The 22,159-nt window shown below is 48.2% G+C and carries 13 protein-coding genes; 6 read left to right on the forward strand and 7 right to left on the reverse strand.

Going from position 1 to position 22,159, the window contains the following annotated elements:
- Position 1: 1 nt before the first annotated feature.
- From ACFQNF_RS03640 to ACFQNF_RS03670, 7 genes are all read right to left on the reverse strand, one after another.
- On the reverse strand, positions 2 to 2,302 hold the full coding sequence (locus tag ACFQNF_RS03640; protein WP_380186175.1) for a hybrid sensor histidine kinase/response regulator: 2,301 nt from the start codon (positions 2,300 to 2,302) through the stop codon (positions 2 to 4).
- A gap of 417 nt (positions 2,303 to 2,719) precedes the next feature.
- The gene (locus ACFQNF_RS03645) at positions 2,720 to 4,171 is read right to left on the reverse strand and encodes a methyl-accepting chemotaxis protein (RefSeq protein WP_380186176.1); all 1,452 of its coding nucleotides are present in this window, start codon (positions 4,169 to 4,171) and stop codon (positions 2,720 to 2,722) included.
- 39 nt (positions 4,172 to 4,210) lie between these two features.
- Positions 4,211 to 5,224, reverse strand: coding sequence for a chemotaxis protein CheW (locus ACFQNF_RS03650; RefSeq protein ID WP_380186178.1), 1,014 nt, complete (start codon positions 5,222 to 5,224; stop codon positions 4,211 to 4,213).
- 12 nt (positions 5,225 to 5,236) lie between these two features.
- Positions 5,237 to 6,586, reverse strand: coding sequence for a CheR family methyltransferase (locus ACFQNF_RS03655; protein ID WP_380186180.1), 1,350 nt, complete (start codon positions 6,584 to 6,586; stop codon positions 5,237 to 5,239).
- A 428-nt stretch (positions 6,587 to 7,014) separates the two neighbouring features.
- Positions 7,015 to 8,145, reverse strand: a complete 1,131-nt coding sequence (gene ccsB / locus ACFQNF_RS03660) for a c-type cytochrome biogenesis protein CcsB (RefSeq protein ID WP_380186181.1) — start codon at positions 8,143 to 8,145, stop codon at positions 7,015 to 7,017.
- Complete coding sequence (locus ACFQNF_RS03665; RefSeq protein WP_380186183.1) at positions 8,142 to 10,154, reverse strand: cytochrome c biogenesis protein ResB; 2,013 nt, start codon at positions 10,152 to 10,154, stop codon at positions 8,142 to 8,144. Before ACFQNF_RS03665 ends, ccsB begins: the two co-directional genes overlap by 4 nt.
- A gap of 159 nt (positions 10,155 to 10,313) precedes the next feature.
- Complete coding sequence (locus tag ACFQNF_RS03670; RefSeq protein ID WP_231743290.1) at positions 10,314 to 10,937, reverse strand: c-type cytochrome; 624 nt, start codon at positions 10,935 to 10,937, stop codon at positions 10,314 to 10,316.
- A 238-nt stretch (positions 10,938 to 11,175) separates the two neighbouring features.
- On the opposite strand from ACFQNF_RS03670, the gene yihA reads away from it, so the two are divergent.
- The 6 genes from yihA to ACFQNF_RS03700 all read left to right on the forward strand — a co-directional run bounded on the left by yihA (position 11,176) and on the right by ACFQNF_RS03700 (position 22,009).
- Positions 11,176 to 11,829 (forward strand): ribosome biogenesis GTP-binding protein YihA/YsxC, encoded by a 654-nt coding sequence (gene yihA / locus ACFQNF_RS03675; protein WP_380186185.1) that lies wholly within the window; start codon positions 11,176 to 11,178, stop codon positions 11,827 to 11,829.
- A gap of 313 nt (positions 11,830 to 12,142) precedes the next feature.
- Positions 12,143 to 12,526, forward strand: coding sequence for a response regulator (locus ACFQNF_RS03680; RefSeq protein ID WP_046353686.1), 384 nt, complete (start codon positions 12,143 to 12,145; stop codon positions 12,524 to 12,526).
- A gap of 17 nt (positions 12,527 to 12,543) precedes the next feature.
- Positions 12,544 to 12,906, forward strand: coding sequence for a response regulator transcription factor (locus ACFQNF_RS03685; protein ID WP_046353685.1), 363 nt, complete (start codon positions 12,544 to 12,546; stop codon positions 12,904 to 12,906).
- A 278-nt stretch (positions 12,907 to 13,184) separates the two neighbouring features.
- Positions 13,185 to 13,700, forward strand: a complete 516-nt coding sequence (locus ACFQNF_RS03690; protein ID WP_380186188.1) for a chemotaxis protein CheW — start codon at positions 13,185 to 13,187, stop codon at positions 13,698 to 13,700.
- A 199-nt stretch (positions 13,701 to 13,899) separates the two neighbouring features.
- Complete coding sequence (locus ACFQNF_RS03695; protein ID WP_380186190.1) at positions 13,900 to 16,071, forward strand: methyl-accepting chemotaxis protein; 2,172 nt, start codon at positions 13,900 to 13,902, stop codon at positions 16,069 to 16,071.
- A gap of 223 nt (positions 16,072 to 16,294) precedes the next feature.
- Positions 16,295 to 22,009, forward strand: coding sequence for an Hpt domain-containing protein (locus ACFQNF_RS03700; protein WP_380186192.1), 5,715 nt, complete (start codon positions 16,295 to 16,297; stop codon positions 22,007 to 22,009).
- Positions 22,010 to 22,159 lie beyond the last annotated feature (150 nt).

Below are 22,159 nucleotides of genomic sequence, written 5' to 3' on the forward strand. Positions count from 1 at the left end.
TTCACACCAATCTTCTTAAGGTATCGAGTAAGAGCTTTTGTTCAAAAGCCGCTTTAGAAATATAAGCGTTGGCCCCTGCTTCCATGCCCCGCCTTTTATCTTCTTCGGTGGATAACATGGTGACCAGTACGATGGGCAGCTCGGTGTGTTTTTTATTGCTGCGCACTTTCTGAACCAGCGTTAAGCCATCCATATTGGGCATATTGATATCGCTCACAATCGCGTCAAAGGGCCGTGTTTCCAGCTTGCTAAAAGCATCTAGGCCATCGACTGCCATGACTACTTCATAGCCGCCTGATTCCAAAATGCGCTTCATCTGGGCGCGGGTGGTTAAGCTATCTTCGGCCAATAAGATTAATTGTTTTTTACGTTCTACTTCCTGGCTGCTGGCGGTGACGGCTTGGCTGGCTTGCTGTTTGAGCTTAGCGATGAAATCAGGCGGGTTAAGCACCATGCATACTTCGCCTGTGCCTAGGATGGTGACGCCGGACAGATCACTGATATGTTTGAGCAGGGCGCTTTGTGATTTCAAAACAATTTCCTGCTCATCGAGTAATTCATCGACGATCAGGCCAAAGCGCTCGCCATTGACCTCCATAATGATGCACGGCGATGATTCATCGGCTTTTTGTTCGGCCTTATCATCGGCTGCGGGGACAAAATCATTGCGCTTAAATTGCAGCAAATCAAGTAGCCTAGCCACTGCGACGGCTTTATCTTCAAACATGGTGGCCAGATGGCCTTCTACGGTGAATAGCTCTTTTTTTGAAAGCGGATAGGATTTCTGTACATATTCAACCGGCACTGCATATTTGATTGAATTTGCGAGCACAATCAAAACCCGTGATGTGGCGAGGGTGAGTGGTAGCTTGATATTGATGGTGCATGACTGGCCCGGCACGGACGATACATTCACGTTGCCTTTAAGCTTTTCTACATTGGCGCGTACCACATCCATACCTACGCCGCGCCCGGACACATCAGAAACAAAGTGACTGGTAGAAAAACCGGGCATAAATATCAGGCCCATCACTTGCTCATCGCTCATCGCTGCTAATTCTTCTTCTCGCCATAAGCGCGTTTTACTGGCGGCACTTTTGATCGCTTGCAGATCCAGTCCCCGGCCATCATCTTCAATTTCAATGACAATTTTGGATGATGATTGATAGGCACGCAGCCTGATGTTTCCTGTGCTGGATTTACCTTTGGCTAAACGCTCTGCTGGCAACTCAAGGCCATGGTCAATTGCATTTCTAAGGATATGCATAAGCGGGTCTTTCATTTCTTCCAAAATGCGCTTATCTGCGGTGATTTCACCGCCTTCGATATATAGCTCTACTTCTTTAGCGCGCTCACGAGACAGCTTTCTGACCATCAGCCCGAATAAATTAAAAATAGTGGAAAGTGGCAGCAGACGTATGGTGCGAATGCCTTCTTCTAGCTCACCAGTGACAAAATCCAGCCTTGCACTGTCCTCATAAGCGGCACTGATTAAGTTTTCTAAATGGCTGGTGTATTGATCCAGCATGCTGAGCAGATGGGCGTTTTTAGCGCTGGAATTTTTAATATTTAGATAAATTTGGTCCCATTTCTCTTGGAGTTCTTCCAGCTCCATATGACGGCGGGCAATGCGAATTTTTGCGACGGTTAGCTCGCCTGCATGTGTCATCAGCATATCGAGCTTACGCGTTTCAACGCGTATGGTTTCGATGACAAATTGTTCGGTATTGGCTTTGCTGCTGAGAATCGCTTTGCTTACATCAAAGACTTCATCAATTTGCCCGTTTGGAATGGGCTCGCTTGAGGCAGGGTATGTGTCAGATTGTGGCAGGTTGGGGGTGGGCTCAATCTGAGCCGCAATTGCTGTTTGCTGGGTGGAGGTGAGGCTATCTTTCGCAATGGTTTCAGTTGTGTTTAACACGGCTATGCCGGGTATTTTGAGTGAGGCGAGAACTTCAGAGACATCTACATCGGCAATGCCGCCATTTACCGCCTCATCGACTAGCTTTCTGATGGCATCAAGCGATTTATACATGCCATCTATGGTATCGCCAGCCATGTGTTGCCCGCTGATTCTGACCTTGCCTAATATATCCTCAAAGCGATGGAAAATACGCTCGATATCATAGAGCTCCAGCATCCGTGAAGCACCTTTTAAGCTATGTGCTTCACGAAATAGCTCCTCTAGCTGTGCCAGATTGTCAGGATCTTTTTCAATTTTCAGTAAGCCATCTTCAATCGCTTGCAGGTGTTCACTGCTTTCGATGCGGAATAAATCGCGCATCTCATTATCTTCTATCATGCGACCTCCCAGGCGATCGAGCCTTTTGTAGGGCGGGTGAAACCCGCCGTTTTTTCTAAGCAAATACAAAAAGACCTTTTTAGTGCCTTCGGCACGTTGATTTAGGCGCGGGAGCCCCCGCAGGGGCGTTCTTTTCTTGCTTCGCCAAGAAAAGAACCAAAAGAAGGCGACCCCACGAAACACGAAAGCCCCTTCGCTGTGGACAATCGAGTCGGCGGCGGGCGGGATTGGCTCGTTCCTCGCTCCCTTGCCGAAACCCCGCCCCGCTTGTTCCTCGCTACGGCGTGTTTCAAGGGGACTTTTAAGCCCTATGCGAAGAGCGTGGTTATTGTGTTTTTCGTTGTTTGCTAATGTACAAAAATTACTAAGTGGGGTTTCACCCGCCCAACTAAATATAGCAAGACGCTGTTTTTTTAATCAAACAATCGATTTCAGCTTGTTATTGGCTTCGTTCAAGTTCTGGATGCCGACCTTGGTTTGGGTGATACCGGCGGCGGTTTCTTTGGCTCCGGCGTTCATGGTGTTCGCGGCTCCTACCACCTCGGCAATGGCGGCGGTTTGTTGCTTGGCGTTGAGTGCACCTTGTTGCGAGCTTTGATAAACCTGATTGGATAAGCCAGAAATCGATTCAAATAGCTCGTTCACCTTGGCAACAATGCCCATCACAGTTTCGATATTGCGGGTGCCTTCTTCGGTGCGCATGATGGTGGTATCAGAGGCTTTTTGAATGCCTGAAACAATGCCCTTGGCTTGCTCGGCGGATTTTTTACTTTCTACCGATAGCTTTCTGACTTCTGCTGCCACCACCGAGAAGCCTTTGCCATGCTCGCCTGCTCGGGCGGCCTCGACGGCGGCGTTTAAGGCCAGCATATTGATTTGGTTGGAGAGATCTTTGACCAGCTCGGTGATGGTGCCAATTTGGCCCGTTTGCTCAGACAGTGACAAAATTTGCTCGGCAATCGCACCAATTTTGACTTTCAAACCGCCCATGGCTTCGACCACTTGCCGTATCGCTTCATTGCCGTCTTCGGTCATATTGCTGGCGTTTTTGGCCATATCGGCAGCATTGGTCGATTGGTCTGAAGACTGGCGCGAGGAGACGGATAATTCTTCCAACGTGGTGGTCATCTCATTGGTCATGGCCGCCTGCTGATTGGCCGTGCGCTCGTGCTGGGCGATGGTGGCGGCAATTTCGCTCGATGTTGTTGCGGCCGCATTGACCGCTACATTGATGGTGCGAGTAATGCGCGAGGCCACAAATAGGCCGAGTAGGATGGCCGAAACAACGGCGAGCACGATGCCATACACGAGGGTGGTAATGAGCGAAGTAAATGCCTCCGTGGCATTCTTTTGTCGTTCGTCATGTAATTCACGTTCCTTTTTTTGGAATTCATTGACGGTCACTTGTAATTCATGGCCCGCAGATAATGTTTTTCCTGCGCGAAAAGTAGCCAGAGCAGTTTCAGCGGCACCTTCCTGAACTTGGCTCATATAGCTGCCGGTGGCATCTTTAAGGAACTGTGCTAATTCTTTAATTTTACTTAGGGCTTCACGTTGCTTGGGGTCATGCACCATACCTTCTAAAGCATCCATTGTTTTTTTGTACTCGGCTACATGCTCCTGATAATTCGTATGATCTTTGTCATTTTTGATCAAGAGCATGCCGCGAGCAGAGGCCTGCATGCCGACTAAATGAAATTGAAGCGATGCGGCCTCTGCGACAATTTCGCTGGCTTGTTCCGCAGCTATAGATTGCTCCTCGGCCGTTTTGATATTTTTGTAAACAATAAAGCCAACCACGATCAGCAGCAGCAGTGGCATAACATAGCCTAGCAAAATGCTGTATTTGAGTTTTAATCCTTCAAACATGACGATCTCCTTGGGTAATGCCTTCTTCAATTGGCATTGCTAACGCTCGTTTACAACTAAATCTTTGTTTTTTAAAATTTCCGGCAAATTAAGAATCGTCATGGCTTTTTGGTTGTAATGCACCGTGCCCATGACATAGCGCAAGACATCAGAATGGGTGGATGCGGGCAGCGGTACGACATCAGTGGGGCTCACTTGCACAATATCGTCGATCTCATCTACGGCCACGCCGACTAAAATATCGCCTGCTGAGCTGACGACAATCTTGGCGCTGTGGTTAAAGGTTTCTGAATACATACCTAGGGTATTGCGAATATCAATAATGGTGAGAATACTGCCGCGCAAATTCATATTGCCCAATACATGTTGGGGGCAATTGGGGAGGGGAATAATGTTTTTAATTTTGGTAAATTCATTCACATAGCGAATATCCATACCAAAGTATTCTTGGCCGAGTAAAACCACCGCCAATTGCAGGGTTTCGCTATCGCTATCGGCTTCTACTTTGCGCATTAATTCTGCGGCGCGTTTTTGATAAATGCTTTTATCGCCATTACTCGGCACATCTGGTGTTTTATATAGATCGTTATGCTGTTGCTCGTCCAGCATGAGATCGCTTTCTTGATCCATCAAGCGGCTATGATCCAGAATACTAATGATCTGCTCATCCACCCGCGCCATTCCTAGCACAAGGGAGGTATGGCGCTGTTTTTTGCCTTCTAGCCTTGGTGGAATATCAATTTGCTCGCTGGAGATATTAATCACGTCCAGCACTTCATTCACAATCATGCCAACCAGTGCTTTCCCGTTTTGCATCACCAAAATTGCATCGGATAGATTTTTTTCTTGTGTGCCACCGCCTAAGAGCAGGCTTAAATCCAAGACAGGGATAATGCTGCCGCGTAAATTAATTACTCCGGCAATATAGCTTGGCGCATCTTCCATATTACGAATGGCGGGGAGGCTAAACGTCATATTAACGGCCAAGGCATCAATCGCATACAGCGCGTTATTTAAACTAAATACAAAATATAAATTACTAGATATTTCCATTTGTTTCACCGCTTATAAGCTGGTTTGAAATTGTTCTAATAAAGTTAGTAATTCACTGGCATTGGTTTCATCGTATAAATGAACCGGAGTATGGCCAGGTAGATTGCGTACAATATGAAGGGCGCTAGCGAGCATTTTTCCTGCTAATTTTTTATTATCTTCTTGCAAATAGATATTAAATAATTCGACATAACCAGGCAGAAATTCGTGATCTAAATACAAAGCTTTTTTGAGTATCACTTTGCTTTCTTGGCGACGGCCTTGCACTTCGGCGATTTGGGCCAATACAAAATGAGGCTGCGGTGAATCTTGATTCATACTGATTGCCTGCTGGCAATTTAGCGCAGCCATATCGTATTGGCCTTGATTGGCCAGTGTTTTTGCCTCTTGTAATAACTTAGCAAAGACGGGAGCAGGTTTTATTGGTTTTACTGTAATCGTTGGTGCAGCTTGGATCATTGGTATCGTAATCATGGCCGCAGCGATAGGCTTGAATACTGGAGGCATTACTATGGGTGTTGTATTTCCTTTTTTATACACCACCAGATTATCAAGGCTTTTTGTTTCTAATCCTTTAATGCCCCGTAGGCCTAATTCGCCATGGCCTGCAATTAAATAGCCATGCTCATTTAAACAGTCCGCTAATTTGCTGGCGATTTTATTCACTGTTTCTGCTTGAAAATAGATAAATACATTACGGCAAATAATTAAATCAAAATCATGCAGTGCCGATCCTAAACTAGGATATTGATCTTCGAGTAAATTACCGTAGCAAAAATGCACCTTGTTTTGTATATCTTGATTAATCTTCCAGCCATCCCCCTGCTTAGTGAAATACATTTCTTTGACCGCCGGATCGACGCGGCGAAATGACCACGCACTATAAATACCCGCACGGGCTTTATCTAAAACGGCTTGATTAATATCGCTGGCAACAATTGTAATATCCCATTGTTGCCCAGCGGCCAGTATGGGCAGTAATTGGCTAATCATAATGGCAATCGAATAGGCTTCCTCCCCTGATGAGCAAGCGGCACTCCAAATGCGTAGCCGCCGAGATTCACACTTATGCGCAATAAGCTCCGGTAGGATGTGATCGCTAAGTAGGCTAAATTGCCCCTGATCGCGGAAGAAATATGATTCACCGACGGTGAGTAGGGCCAGCAGCTCTCGCCATACCTTGCTCGATTCGGTTTTGCTTTGATGCAAGGACATCAGTAATTCTGTGGGGGTCAGGCCAAGTTGCTTGCTGCTCAAGACTTCTATTTCTTTGCACAGCAGCGGGCTATCCTGCTCGCGAACGACGATGCCGGTACGAGTCAAAACTAAGCGGATAAGATCATCAAACCAAGCCGCTTTCATGGATGGCCTCGGCCTCTTTAAAAAGTAAAGTAAGTGAAAAAGCATAAGTAAAGCTAGATGGGCTTTGCTTGAGAGTCAAATACTCATCGATATTGAGCAGGTATTTCTGTAAGTAAGTTATTTTGTTTTCTTGCTTAGGGCTTATATTTATTGCTAAGAATGAGCGGTGGCGAGCAGGAGTACGTTCTTGCACGCTAGATGCAGTGGAGTGAGAGTCACTTTAATTGAGGAGGGGGAAAGGCGTGTAGGTGCCTTGTCTAGAGCATCAACAGTATTGAGGTATGGTGAGGATAGGCTGTATTTGTAAGTATTTAGCAAGAGGTGGTACTTTCATAATGCATTCAGGGCTAGAAAGTAATTCGCCTCCATGCACAGGGGTGCATGAGGCGATATTTTATAAAGCTTTGCTGGATTTAGTAAGATGTTACTTATAAGCCGCCGTATGAATGTAAGCCTGATAAAAACATATTTACACCAATAAAAGCGAAGGTGGTGACTAGCAAGCCAATCAGTGCCCACCAAGCCAAGATATTGCCGCGCCAGCCTTTCACTAAGCGCATATGCAGCCATGATGCGTAGTTGAGCCATACAATCAGCGCCCATGTTTCTTTTGGATCCCAGCTCCAGTAGCCACCCCACGCTTCGGCAGCCCACATCGCGCCTAAAATGGTGGCGATGGTAAAGAACAGAAAGCCGATGGATATCGCTTTGTACATCACTTCGCCCAGCGTTTCGTAGCTAGGCAGACGGTTGACCAGAATGCCACGCGAAACTAAAAGCTGAGCCGTTGCCAAGCCCGCAGATAATGCAAATGCACCGTAGCCCACAAAGTTTGCCGGTACATGAATCTTCATCCACCAGGATTGCAGGGCAGGGATGAGCGGCTGAATCTCATGCGCCTGACGATCAACGCTATACCAGAGAATAAAACCAACCGCGGCCAGAATGATGGGTAGTACAAATGCGCCCATGGTTTTAGCCATGCTCTGTGCTTTGAATTTTTGCTCGTAGTACAGATACATCAGGGTAGTAATCAGGCAAAACAGAATAAAGACTTCGTACAGATTGGAAACAGGGATATGGCCTACATCTGCGCCGATTAAATAGCTTTCATACCAGCGCACCAGTTTAGAGATCAGCGCGGCGGAAGCTGCAGCCCAAGTTAAGCTGCTGGCGATATCCAGAGCGGTATTAGAGCGGCGCAACATGCCTAGCCAGTACATCAGTGTGGCCAAAAGATAAAGCACGCACATCCACATCACGGCCGATTGGCTGGAGAGGATATATTTGAGCCAGAAAACACTTTGCCCATTAGCCAGCGAGTTTTGATACAGGCCAATCCCTGCCAGAGCGAACAGTGCGCTGACCGGCAAAAATACGCGCATCGCTGGCCAAAAACGGCCAAACCATACGATGGCGGCCACGGTGCCAAGTAAGATGCCTTCTTCGTAATAATCCATAAACGCGGCGTAGCGCTTATAGGCAAATAGCCCAGAGGCAATAATCAGACCGGCAAACACCATATCAAACGGTGACAGACGGCGTTTGGAGAGACTCATTGTGTTTTTCCTTTGGCAGCCAGAGCCGAGCTTAGCTCGGTAAATTCATGATCCAGATCGGAGTTTTTGCGGTTGCTACTCATGGCGATTAAGGTTTTGCCAGAGGCAAGGCGCACCCAAACGCGATTTTCACGAATATAAAACATGCAGAAGATACCGATAACTAATAATAAAGAGCCGAAATAAACAATATTCTGGCCCGGAGCGCGGGTAATCTGAAAGCCACTGGCTTTGACTTCATCAAAGCGATTCGCTTCCAGCCAGATTGGCGGCCCGTATTCAAATAAGCTGCTCACTGCCACCAGACTATCCATTAGAAAGCGATATTGCGTCTCATCAATAGGCAGTATCGGCAGGCTAGCGCGTCCTTGTGCCACATCCATTGCATCAATCACCGTGCCTTGCAGAATCTTGATATAGGTTTGGGCAACGGTCTGGCGCTGATCTTTGGGGACTTTATCATCAAGGAAACTTTCTATGGCAGGAAAGCCGCCTTCGCTAAAGCGAGTGAGCACTCCGATGGTGACATCTTTAAATTGTGCTTCACCTTCTTTGGAAATCCCGCCACTTTGAAATGCTTTGGCTGCGGTACGGCGGGCAATTTCCGGGTAGAGCGATTTATCCAGCAGAGCCGCTCGCAAGCGCATAAAGGTGTTGGCTTCCATTTCCTTGTCGAGAGGAATACGGACAAACTGGAAAGGTGCTGCCACTTCGCGGCGCATGCCTGTTACGGCATAACCTGCGCTTTTTTCAAAGAAAGGGGAGAAATAATTCAGGTATTCGATTGCCTGGCCGTTTTTATCGCGCAATTTAAATTGAATCGATGGGCCGATATTTTTGAGATTGTGTTCGCTTTGCACGGCTTGGGCAGAGGCCATGGCTTGGGCAAATTTGCTGACGGCCATGGCGTTGTTGGCCACTTTGCCCATGTTTTCAATATTAAATGCGCGGAAATCACCCATTTCTAGCTGGTAAGGTTGGCCATTAATTTGAATCGCCTGGCTGGCTTGCGAGCGGGCACTTAGTGCTTGCGAGGTGTTGCTGTTTAAATCCCAGCGCCGCATTTCCAGCGAGGAGCCGCCATCGCCAAAGCTGGCTTGATATACGGCAACTCCATTATAAATTAGTGGCTTATTGACCTCTACCTTGGCTCTGCGCAGCACTTTGCCGGTTTTTTTATCGAGTAAATCGATGTCACTGGCAAAGAGCTTAGGCTGGCCTGTGGAGTAATGCTCGATATAAAACTTATTTAAACGCAGTGCAAATGGCAGCTCTTGTACAAAATAACCTTGGCCTGCGTTTAAAAAGACCACATCTCCTACCGAGCCTTCGGGCAGAGTGACGTTGCCACGGAAAGATAAATTATCTTCGGGCAAGCGGCTTTGTTCGGGGACTTTGCTTTGAGGTACGTCGTGTATTTCTGGCGTTTTAAAGCCAAATAGCTCGGTTAGCTTGAGCGGCACATTGCCATCAAGTAAGCCGCCTAAGCAGATCACGACAATGGCGGCATGGGCAAATAAATAGCCCAAACGCTGAAAGCTGCCTTTTTTGGCAGCAATCAGTACATGGCCGTGTTCTTCCCGAATACGGCTGCGGTAGCCACGGTTAGCCAGCACATCAATCACTTCTTCGGAGGCTAATTCGCTGTCCAGTTCGGTATTGTGCGACATCAGGCGCAGCGAGTTATTGCTGGCATTTTCGCGGTAGCCGCGAATATCACGCCAAACTCCCGGCCACTGCCGCCAGATACATAAGCTGGTGGAAAGCACCAGAAAGCAAAGTATCAGCAAAAACCATGCGCTGTGGTAAACGTCAAACAGGCCTAAGGGATGAAAAATATGAAACCAGAATTCACCAAACTCAATTTTATAATTGGCGTAAGGTTCGTTTTGTTTGAGGACGGTACCGATAATCGAAGCAATTGCAAGAATAGTCAGCAGGCTTACGGCAAAACGCATCGACGAAAATAATTCGTACCATGCTTTTAGAAAAGAAGTTTTGGGTGTCATAGAAGTCAAAAAGGGGCATAAGCCCCTTGTTCTAGGGATCCGTTAATCAACTACAGTTGTTTGTAGCTAGCTTAAAAGAACCCTGATACCGAATAAAGTTCCGGTAAGGAGTAGCAACACAAGCGGATTGAGCCAGCTTGTGCTGCTCTACGGTCTAAATTAATGCAGTGCCTGAATATATTCAGCAACGGCTTTAATTTCTGCATCAGACAATCTGGCCGCAACATCAGTCATTACGCTGTTGTTGGTGCGCTCACCGCTACGGAAAGTATTGAGCTGAGCCAAGGTGTAGGCCGAGTGCTGGCCACCCATGCGAGGGTATTGTCCGGGAATCCCTGCGCCAGACGGGCCATGACAGGCCATACAGGCAGGAACACCCTTCGCCATAATGCCGCCACGGTAGATTTTTTTACCGGTTTCGATCAGCGCTTTATCAGATGCGCCACGATCTTTGGCGGGCTGCTGGGAGAAGTATTCCGCTACATTGGCCATATCAGCAGGAGATAAAGGCGCTGCCATTCCCATCATAACGGGATTTTTTCGCTTAGCCGTCTTGTACTCGACCAATTGTTTTACAATGTATTCAGGATGTTGGCCTGCAAGGCTGGGATTAGCAGATGCAGCGCTGTTTCCATCAATACCATGACAGGCCGCGCAGACTTGCTCGACCAATTGTTTACCTTTTGCCGGATCTGCTTTAGTGCCGCCAGCGGCAAATGCGGTCGGGGCCACCATTAATAGTGTGGCAATGATTGCTGCAACAGGCGCACGGCGCATAAGCATTTGCTCCTCAAAAGTGCGAGTAGCCGGATAAATCAGCTTGCTGCAAAATAGGGCGGGGCAGGTACTGGGCAGGTAAGACAAAAAATCTGGAATTTACTAGAGTAAATGAGGATTTTTTTGTTTTTAGCATGCCGTACGAGCGTCGCAGTCAATTTTGCAATAAGTTGAACCGGCCGAAGATTATTCAATTGCTGGTATTCTATAACAAGACCCGTTCACAAACCACAGTGGTTACCCAATGTCGCTTTTCCAAGGCTTGCAATTCCTGACAACCGTCAACGACCTGAAGGCTCTTCCGGCTGACGGTATGGAAGTTGCATTCGCCGGACGCTCCAACGCCGGCAAGTCCAGTGCTATCAATACACTGGCTAACCATACGCGGCTTGCCTTTGTTTCTAAAACACCGGGCCGTACTCAACATATCAACTATTTCAAATTTGGTAACGCCAACAACCGATTGGTTGACTTGCCAGGTTATGGTTACGCTGAAGTACCTGTGTCAGTAAGACAACACTGGGAAAAATTGCTTAGCCAGTATCTGGTAAGGCGAACTAACTTAATCGGTCTGGTATTGATTATGGACTCTCGCCGTCCACTTACCGATTTAGATCGTCAAATGCTCGACTGGTTTCGCCCAACGGGCAAGCCGATCCACTGCATTTTGACCAAATGTGACAAATTGAACCGCCAAGATCAAATTGCCATTTTACGCAAGGTAGAGGCAGAGTTTGCTGACGAATCGATGATTACAGTTCAGCTGTTTTCCAGCTCTAAAAAGCTAGGAGCAGATATTACTGAAAAGGTCGTTGGCGGCTGGTTTGATGCCATGAATTACCAGTCAGAGCAGCTCAAAAGCGTAGGTGAAAACCCAGAGCTGATAGACGGGGAGTAAACAGGCTTGCAGTTTTATGCCGGGGTTCTATCTTGATTCTAGGTGCGCCCCTGCACCTCCCGCTTTTTCCTCCCTGAGCGGGTGCTTTGGCAACGTGCCAAAGCCTGTATGACCCCGGTCAATGCCTGCTCAGACCGGGGTTTCTTTTTTTTCTATATCCCTCTATCTTCTTATTTTCTTAGTATTGGCCTATTATTTTGCGGCAAAGAATGTGCGCAGATAAAATAGGGCGCATATACTGCCCACTAATATTATAATTTTTGTTTGCTCCCGATAAAACCATGCTAAGAAAATTGATGAGGGGAAAAAAGTAATGTCACAGCTCGCCGGGGTAAAAGTCATGGTGATTGATGACAGCAATACCATACGCAGAAGTGCGGAGATTTTTTTGGGGCAGGCTGGCTGCGAGGTGATTCTTGCAGAGGACGGTTTTGATGCATTGGCTAAAATCAGCGATCGTTTACCCGATGTGATTTTTGTTGATGTAATGATGCCAAGGCTTGATGGCTATCAAACCTGCTCGCTGATTAAAAAAAATCCTCGATATAAAACGACTCCCGTTATTATGCTGTCCTCTAAAGATGGTTTATTTGATCGTGCCAGAGGCAGGATGGTTGGGTCTGATGAGTATTTAACTAAGCCTTTTACTAAAGACAGCCTATTGCAGGCTGTTGCTGCGCATATTCGCAGCGTTTGACTATGGGTAGGACACCAATGAGTATCAAAAAAATATTTATCGTCGATGATTCACCAACAGAGCGTCATTTCCTAGGTGAATTACTTACGAAGAATGGTTTTCAAGTCGTCACCGCAGAGTCGGGTGAGGAAGCGGTGGCAAAAGTTAAAGAATTAATGCCAGATTTAATTCTGATGGATGTTGTAATGCCAGGAATGAATGGCTTTCAAGCAACTCGCACAATTAGCCGTGATGAAGTGACTAAGCATATTCCTATCATTATGTGCACTTCTAAAAACCAGGAAACAGATATGGTCTGGGGGCGCAGACAAGGTGCCGTGGAATACGTGGTTAAACCGGTTGACCCCCAGGAATTGCTTGCCAAAATTGCGGCTTTGTAAAAAATAGCTTATTCCTATGCCAAGCCTTTGATATAGAGCTGCTTGATTAAGCCGCAATATATCTGTAAGAAACATAAAAATCGGGCCAGAAATAACGCCATTTAGGTGAGATTTAGTCCGCATTTTTAAAGCGAATGGCTGATTCTAAAATGAGTCAGCCATTTACTCGTTTAGTGTTTCTTCGGCATGATTTTCTGCCTCCTATTGAGGTGAATCAGGTATTGACTGAATTTTGATCTGTTGTATTTTAAATTGCAGCTTATTTAAGCGGAAGAATCATGGCCAAACGGATTAGCCTGCGCGATTATCAAGAAGGGGTAATGGCGCGTTTAAAAAGCGTGGCAGCAAGTGCTCAAGTTGATGCTCGTTTGGGCGTGAGAATCGGCGGAGAGAATTGGCTGGTTGATTTATCAGACGTGGCTGAGGTGATGCCTGTGCCAGCCCTTTCAACTGTTCCCTTGGTTCACCACTGGTTTAAAGGGGTGGCGAACTTACGGGGTAATTTAGTCAGTGTGAGTGATCTGGCTGCGTTTCTTGGCACGGGCAGCTTATCCGCTACCCCTGCCGCGAGATTATTGCTCTTGCATCCTCGGCATATCTTGCATTGCGCGGTGTTGGTTGATCGCATGCTTGGTTTAAAGCATTTAGCAGATTTAACGCCTGATTCTGTACTTAGCCGCTCATCTGCTTGTACAGGAGATGCGTATCGCGATGCGGTGGGTGTTTCTTGGCGTAGCTTAGATATTCAGACTTTAGTTGCACAGCCTGCTTTTTTACAGACAGGTCAAATGTAGCGGGCTGTTGAAAAATGTAGCATCCCCTTGGCCAGAGCATGGCAGGGTAGTAAAAAAGCTCGGTTTATGACTGTAAGCTGGGCGTTCCTGCCATTGCTCTCATACATCATTGGATGATGGTGAGGGCGTAGTGGTTTTAAATGGTCTGTTTAATGAGCAGCACCCATAAAAATAGATACGGGATTGGGAGTAACACAAAATGGCACTGAATCTGGATGGCGTAAAACGCCTTTTTTCCGGAAGCAAACAAGCGGCTCCTGTTGCGGCTAATTATGAGCCGACAAAAACAACATGGATCATGGGAAAGTTGAGTCTGCCTGAGTCGGATGACACACAAGTAAAAAAACCATTGCCCGTGATTGGGGCGCTGCCAATTCGTCAGCAAATGGCTATTTTGCTAGCGGTTATGTTGCTTTCTGCCGGCTTGTTTATTATTACCGCGTTTCTTGCGTTTCGAGCTTCGTCTTATAACGCTGAGCGTCGTGCTATTTCTACTGAAATGCAGATGCTTTCGCAGCGTATTGCGCGAGCATCTACGCAGGCTGTTCAGGGTAAGGCAGACGCTTTCCCTATTTTGAAAGATGCTTATGTTCGCTTTGACGCCAATTTGACGCAGCTGTCGAGCGGTGGCTTGCTGGTTAGCTTGTTGTCGCATAACCCATCCAAGCTGATTAGCTCGATTAATGCGACGTGGAAGCAATCGTTTAGTAGCAATGCATCCCGCCCCACCGTAGATACCATCCTGAAGCAAGAGAAAGCTTTGGTGACGATTGGTCAGTCTGTATTTACGATTAACCGTAACGATGCCGTATTACTGGAAAACACCCAGGATTTCGCCAAACTGCTGGCCGCAAATGGCGGTAATGCAAGCGAAATGGAGAACGCGTATCTCCTATCGATGTTATCGCAGCGTATGGCGAAAAACTCGAACACCGTTTTCGGCGATGATCTGATCAACCCTGAAGTGGTGTCTTTATTGGGTAAGGACGCGGTTTTATTTGATGAAATCGTAACTGCATTTTTGGATGGCAAAAATACAGAGCTGCAACTGCGGGCGGTTAGCAATCCTGAAATGATTGCTAAATTAAATGAAATTGCTAAGCGTTTTAATGACTTTGAAGTGGTTGTGGCTTCGTTCTCTAAAAACATGCAGCCTTTGGTGAGCTCGCGGATGGCCAGCCAAAGTATCGTTTCTGACTCAGAAAAACTATTGAAAGAAACCAGCGAACTGGCGGATGCCTATGAAAACACCGCCAGTAGTATCGTCAATGGTCTTTTAGAGTTTATTTTTATCGTGGTAGCTGTATTGGCCCTGTATTTACTGGTGGCGGTATTTAACCAGGAGTCGGTACGTCGTCGTTTGGTACTGGAAGCCGAGAACAAAAAGAATCAGGAGGCGATTTTGCGCCTGCTGAATGAAATGGCCGATTTAGCTGACGGAGATTTGACCGTTCGTGCATCGGTTACTGAAGACCTGACGGGGGCGATTGCTGACTCGATTAACTACACGATTGAAGAGCTGCGTTCCCTGATTACCAAGATTAACCGTGCAACAGGGCAGGTTACTTCGGCCACACAAGAAGCGCAGGGTATTTCTGATGAGTTGCTGGCTGCTGCTGAACGCCAATCTGTAGAAATTGAAGGTACCAATCAGACGGTTGAGCAGATGGTGACATCGATTCGCGGTGTATCGAGCAATGCTGCCGAATCAGCCAACGTGGCGCAGTCATCCCTGATGGCTGCAGAGAAGGGCGCAGAGGCGGTACAGAATCAGATTAAGGGTATGGGCGACATTCGCGAGCAAATTCAGGAAACGGCGAAGCGGATTAAGCGTCTGGGTGAAAGCTCGCAAGAAATTAGTGAAATCGTTGAATTGATTTCAGACATTACCGAACAGACTAACGTTTTGGCTTTGAATGCGGCGATTCAGGCTGCTGCGGCGGGCGATGCAGGCCGCGGCTTCTCGATTGTTGCTGAGGAAGTGCAGCGTCTGGCGGAACGTTCAGGCGAGGCGACCAAGCAGATTAGTGCGATTGTGAAAACGATTCAGACCGATACCCATGATGCGGTAGCCGCGATGGAAGTTTCCACACAGGGTGTGGTTGAAGGGGCAAAACTATCCGATGCCGCGGGTCAGGCACTGACCGAGATTGGTCAGGTTTCCCGTGATCTGGCGCGTTTGATTGAATCGATTGCGCATGAAACGGAAGATCAGACCCAACTGGCTAGTAAGGTTAACTTGTCCATGCGTGATATTTTGGCTATTACTGAGCAAACTACAGCAGGGACGAAGCAATCTGCGGCGGCGGTGGGGCAGCTCACGTCTCTGGCGCAAGAGCTGAAAGACTCCGCTTCGGGCTTTAAGCTTTAATTTTTCTATTGCTAGCTGACGGCATCTGCAGGGGGCTGTATAGCCCGCCTGCAGAAAACTTATTCTGCAAAGGTTAAGTTTGGCACTTAAGTTGACGCCTATAGGCTTAGGCGATGACGCTTGCTAAGCCAAGAGGCTGATAAGGACGTTGGGTTATGACGATAGATCGCTTAACCCAACCTACATCTAATATGTTGAAGTGTTACTTGAAAATAGGCTTTAAATGAGCGCGCACACCGAATTTGATCTGGGCTCTCTGGTCTGGGTTAAGAGCGAAATCGAGCAAACTTTACAAAAAGCGTCGCAAGCTTTGGCTCAGTTTGGCGAGACCAAAGATAGCGCACTGCTGAAACATGCTCGAACCTTTTTGCATCAGGCTTATGGTGCAGTGCAAATGGTTGAGCTCACTGGCCTTGCGCGTTTTTGTGAAGAAATCGAACAAACACTTGCCTCGGACGAGATCAGTCCTGACACACTTGCCATTATCCAAAGAGCGATTGCAGAAGCCAGCCATTATCTGGAGCAAATTGCCGCAGGCGCGCCTAATCAGCCTTTAAGATTACTTGGCAGCTTTAAAAAGATGGCTGCTTTGCGTCAGGCTTCAGAGAGCGGTGCCGAGTTGTTTTTTCCGCACCTTGCTGATCTGGAGCTGCCTAAGGGTTTGCCTGTTCGCACGGTGGCAGCCGCTGACGCGAGTGCTTTTATTCGTTTGCGCCGCCAACGTTTTGAAGCGGTATTGCTGAGCTGGATTGGTAACGAGCCCGCCGCTGCGGGAGTAATGGCCAAGTGTCTGGCTGAAATTGCGGCCACGCAATCCTTGGCTATTTCGCGTCATTTTTGGTGGGCCGCCGCGGGTTTACTCGATGGTTTAAGCCGTCATCAAGGACCGCTTGATTTAAATATAGATTTGGATCTGAAGCAGCTTATCTTGCGGCTCAATATGCAATTACGCCGTTTGAGTGAGGGCTCAGGCAAAGTTGCAGAGCGCTTATACCGTGATATTTTGTACGCCCTGTTAATGCAGGAAACCAGCAGCACACTAGCCTTGGCATTACGCAAAGGCTTTGCTTTAGAGAGCTTATTACCGGGCGCAGATAGCGATTTATTGTCGCCCGAATCCGCATTGCGTGTCTTATTGGCCCGCAGCCTGCGTGAAGAGCTGGATGCGTGTAAAGAAGGCTGGGGCAGAATCAGCTCGGGTCAGTTTGAACGCTTAAATGCCTTTATGGCCGATTTTGAGCCACTATCCGCGCGTGCTGAGCCTTTAGCGATTCCGGGCTTGGATCAGCTATGGCCCGCGATTACCGTGGCTGTGCAGCGTTTGCATGATCATGCGCCGAGTGATGCAGATGCCCTTGAAGTGGCCACCGCATTATTACTGATCGATAACTGCTTGGTGATTTACCCTCTCCTAGCAGATGATTTTCCTGCCCAGGCGGAGGCCATGTGCCTGCGCTTGCTGCACCCAACTGTAAAAAATGAGCTGCCTCAGCTTGATGAAATCACCCGGCAGGCACAAGAGCGCTTATTACAAGCCCAATTGGCGCACGAAATGCGCAGCAATTTGCAGGGAGTTGAAGACATTCTTGATGGCTGGTTCCGTAAACCAGACAGCAGCGCAGAATTAAATAAAATTGACCCAAGCCTGCGCCAGATTCAAGGCGCTTTGGTGATGCTGGAGAAGCATCAGGCTGTTGAGCTATTACAACGCTGTCAGCAGCGAATTGAGCAGTTTACGCAGAGTGAGCTGCTGCTTCCTGCGCAAGAAGATCTGGAGCTATTGGCCGAAGGTTTATCCTGCCTTGGTTTTTATATTGATAGCATTGCCCAAAACAGAGACGAGCCTGCCTCGCTCTTGGTGATGATTGATAAGCTGGCTGGCTCGGTGCAGCCTGATGCAGCGCAAAACGAGCTTGAACAGCTGGAAGAAGAACCGCAGCTTGATGCCGAACCTGCACCGCAGCATGTTAAACCTTTACCTGATCCTTCGCGCCCATTGCCCGCAAGCGACGCGGCAGTAGATGCCGAGCTGCTTGAAGTCTTCTTAGAAGAAGCGGCTGAGGTGCTGGCGAGTATTTCCGAGCAAATCTTGGTTTGTCAGCAGACTCCGCATGACAGAGAGGCGCTTACTGTCTTAAGGCGCAGCTTCCACACCTTAAAAGGCAGTGGCCGCATGGTGGGGTTGAATCACTTAGCTCAGGTTGCCTGGGCCATTGAGCAACTGCTCAATAAGCTGATGCAAATTGAAAAAACCGCCACGCCTGAGCTATTGCAATTACTGGCCCAGGCGCATACCGCGTTTGCGACGTGGGTGCAGCAGCTTGGTCGTGATGGCGTTGCTCAGGTTGAAGGTAGTGATCTGATTGCAGCAGCAGAGCAACTAAAAGCCCACCTTGACGTGGTTTCTGCCCCATTTGAAGACAGCGTATCGCTTGAGGGTGAGCAGGGTGCCAGCGACGAAGTGACAATCGGTACGGTGACGGTATCGTCCTCGTTGTTTTCCTTATTCCGCAATGAAGCAGCCCAATATTTGCAGACCTTGCAAGGCGGAAAAAACAGCCATCCATCAGCCTATCTTTTGGCTGCTCATACCCTTGGTGGCATTGCTTCGACTGCAGGCTTTCGCAGCTTAGGCGAATTGGCTTATACCCTCGAGCACGCAGTACAGCAGCTGGGTGAAACGGTGATCGGCCGGGAACCCGCGCTGGATCAGGCTGTAGAGCGAATCGGCAGCATGCTGAAGTCTATTTTTGCTCTTGAAGCGCCAGGCTTTGCTGAGGCTGAAATCCTTGCTCTACAAAATCTGCAAGCCGAAACATATGAAATATCCTTGGATGAATCCATTGAGCCTGAAGGCGTAGCGATCGAGCTTGGGCATGGTTTAGCTGAAAGCGAGCCTGAGGCAGAAAATGAGGCCCTACTGCTTGATAGCAGTGCAGCAGAGTTTGCCGTGCCCGATGTGGTTGAAGCAGACGATATCGCGGGCGTAGAGCCAGAAGCAGCTCTTGATGAGCTCGCTGAGCCGTTAGATTTTTCACTTGAAGGCCCTCTTGATCTTGCGATCAAACCAGAGCTTGTCAGCGATACGTTTACTGAGCAGCTGGCAGTAGAGGTTGGCCTAGAGCTGGATGCCTTTAAAGAGCACGAGCCGTTGCTGGATGGGCTGGATCAGCCTGCTGGGCTTGCTAACGATGCGTTTGCCGAGTCTTTGATAGAAGAAATTGATTCTGAATTGCCGGATGCCTTCAAAGAGCACGAGCAACTGCTGGATGGGATGGATCAGCTTGCCGGGCCTGCCTGCGATGTGTTTGCTGAGCCTTTAGTTGCTGAAATTGACTCTGAACTGGATAGCTTCAAAGAACACGAGCAACTGCTGGATGGATTAGATCAGCCCGCCGAGCTTGCTAACGATGCGTTTGCCGAGTCTTTGATAGAAGAAATTGATTCTGAATTGTCGGATGTCTTCAAAGAGCACGAGCTGTTGGCAGAAGCACTGGTACCGGTGAATGAGTTTGAGCAACAGGGTGAGGCAGAGCCGCTTAGCAGCGAGGTCGCTGAAACACAGGAGGTGGCAGAACCCGTAGTTGATGAGCTTAAAGACGAGTCAGAGGCTCTATCGCCGCTGCTTGATGGCTTGCTGAATCAGCCTGATGATCTGGATAGCGCCGACGAAGAAGAGCAGTTGGTCAGCCTCTTGGATATGGAATCGCTGACGCCGTTTGAGCAGTTGCTGGATAAACACGATGTGCAGCGCCAATCTGAGCTGGATGGCCTGCAAACCGATGATATTGATGAGCAGCTTTTGCCCGTGTTTATCGAAGAAGCAGACGAGCTGATGCAGCAAATTAGCGGCTCTTTGCGTGGTTTGCGTGTGCCAGCCGAAGTGCAGCAAGAATCCAGTGCATTAAAGCGTGATTTACATACCTTTAAAGGCAGCGCGCGGATGGCGGGTGCGATGCGGATGGGGGAAGTGGCCCACCAAATGGAAAGTCGCTTGCTGGCTGCTGGTAATCACTACTCCGCGGCATTGTTAGACGCGCTTGATGCTGATTTTGATTTAATTCAAACCTTAGCGGATGAATTAAAAGGTGTTAAACAACCGGTTGTCGTTGCTAAAGCTGCTCCGCTTAATCAGGTCGATGTAGAAAGCGGCACGACGATCCGGGTTAAATCAGAGCTGATGGATCAGCTGGTGAATCAGGCCGGTGAAGTTTCGATTGCCCGATCGCGTATTGATGCCGAAATGATCACCATGAAAGCATCGTTGCTCGATTTAACAGAAAACGTAAATCGTTTGCGCAGCCAGCTGCGTGAGATGGAAATCCAAGCTGAATCGCAAATGCAGGCGAAGGTGAAGGAACAAGAAAGCCATGAGGCTAATTTTGATCCGCTTGAGTTTGATCGCTTTACCCGTTTGCAGGAAGTAACGCGTTTTATTGCTGAAAGTGTGAACGACGTGGCAACTATTCAGCAAAACTTGCTGAAAAATCACGATGATTCTACTGCAGCGCTTAGCCAGCAGGCGCGGATGACCAAAGAGCTACAACAAAGCCTGATGCGAGTGCGTATGGTGCCGTTTAGCAGCTTATCTGATCGCCTCTACCGTCTGACTCGACAGACCGGTAAGGATGTCGGTAAGAAGGTCAATCTGGAGCTGCGTGGTGGTCGTGTAGAAGTTGATCGCGGGGTGCTGGATCAAATGATGTCGCCGTTTGAGCATATGCTGCGTAACGCCATCGATCATGGTCTGGAAACAACCGAACAACGAGTTGCCTTGGGTAAGTCTGAGTTTGGTGAAGTGCAGGTTGAAGTAAGACAGGAAGGTAACGAGCTGGTCTTAGTGCTAAAAGACGATGGTAAGGGCCTCGATCTGGAAACACTTCGCGCTAAGGGGGTGGAAAAAGGTCTGCTGGCCGCTCATGCCAGCGATCAGATGGTGACCGAGCTGATTTTTGAGCCGGGCATCAGTACGGCGAGCTCGCTGACTGCACTTTCAGGCCGTGGTATCGGCATGGACGTGGTAAAAAATAAATTGGGTGATTTGGGTGGACGCATCGACGTATCCAGCCAAGCGGGTGTGGGAACGACCTTTACCATTTACCTGCCTTTAACCCTTGCCGTAACCCAAGTGGTGCTGGTGAAAGCGGGTGGACAGCAATTCGCTATTCCTTCGGGAATGATCGAGCAGGTGCAGGAAATTAAGCTGGGCGTATTGGAGCGAATTTACGAGAGCCGTTTCCAGGAATGGATGGATCACCGTTATCCATTTGCTTATTTCCCGAGATTGTTGGGCGATGCGCAATCGGTGCCTGAACAAAAACGCTATAACACTATTTTGTTGCTGCGTAGCGGTACCGGGCGTATGGCCTTGCATGTGGATGAGCTGTTGCGTAACCAAGAGGTGGTAGTGAAGACCATTGGGCCACAGTTAGCACGGATTCCAGGGGTGACAGGCGCTACTGTGCTGGGTAACGGTGATGTGGTGATGATTATGAATCCACTTTTGCTGCTGGCACATGGTGAAACACGGAGTACTACTGCTGAATCTGCTGCGCCGGAAACGCTCAAAACCACACCTTTGGTAATGGTGGTGGATGATTCCCTGACGGTGCGCAAAATCACGGGACGCTTGCTAGCGCGTGAAGGCTTCCAGGTGCTTACAGCGAAAGACGGTGTGGATGCTTTGCAACAGCTTTCTGATGTAACACCCGATGTCATGCTGGTGGATATCGAGATGCCGCGTATGGATGGCTTTGAGCTGACTCGTAATGTGCGTGCTAACGAGGGAACGCGTCAGATCCCTATCATTATGATTACCTCGCGTACTGCAGATAAGCATAAGAATTACGCATTCGAGCTGGGCGTTAATGCCTTCTTGGGTAAGCCTTATCAGGAAGAAGAGCTGCTAAGCCAGATTCGTGGGTTTATTCAGGCTTAGTCTGTGGAGGGCACTCAATATACATTTGATGATATTGAGTGCCTGAAATAAAAAGCATCTTGGTGCAGGAGAATAGCTGCTTATATGAGTTTTAAGCAGGGCAGTGAGTAAGGCTTTAATGGGTATAAGTATCTACACTTGCGACTTATC

It is taken from the genome of Iodobacter arcticus, from assembly GCF_042664895.1.
GTDB lineage: Bacteria > Pseudomonadota > Gammaproteobacteria > Burkholderiales > Chitinibacteraceae > Iodobacter > Iodobacter arcticus.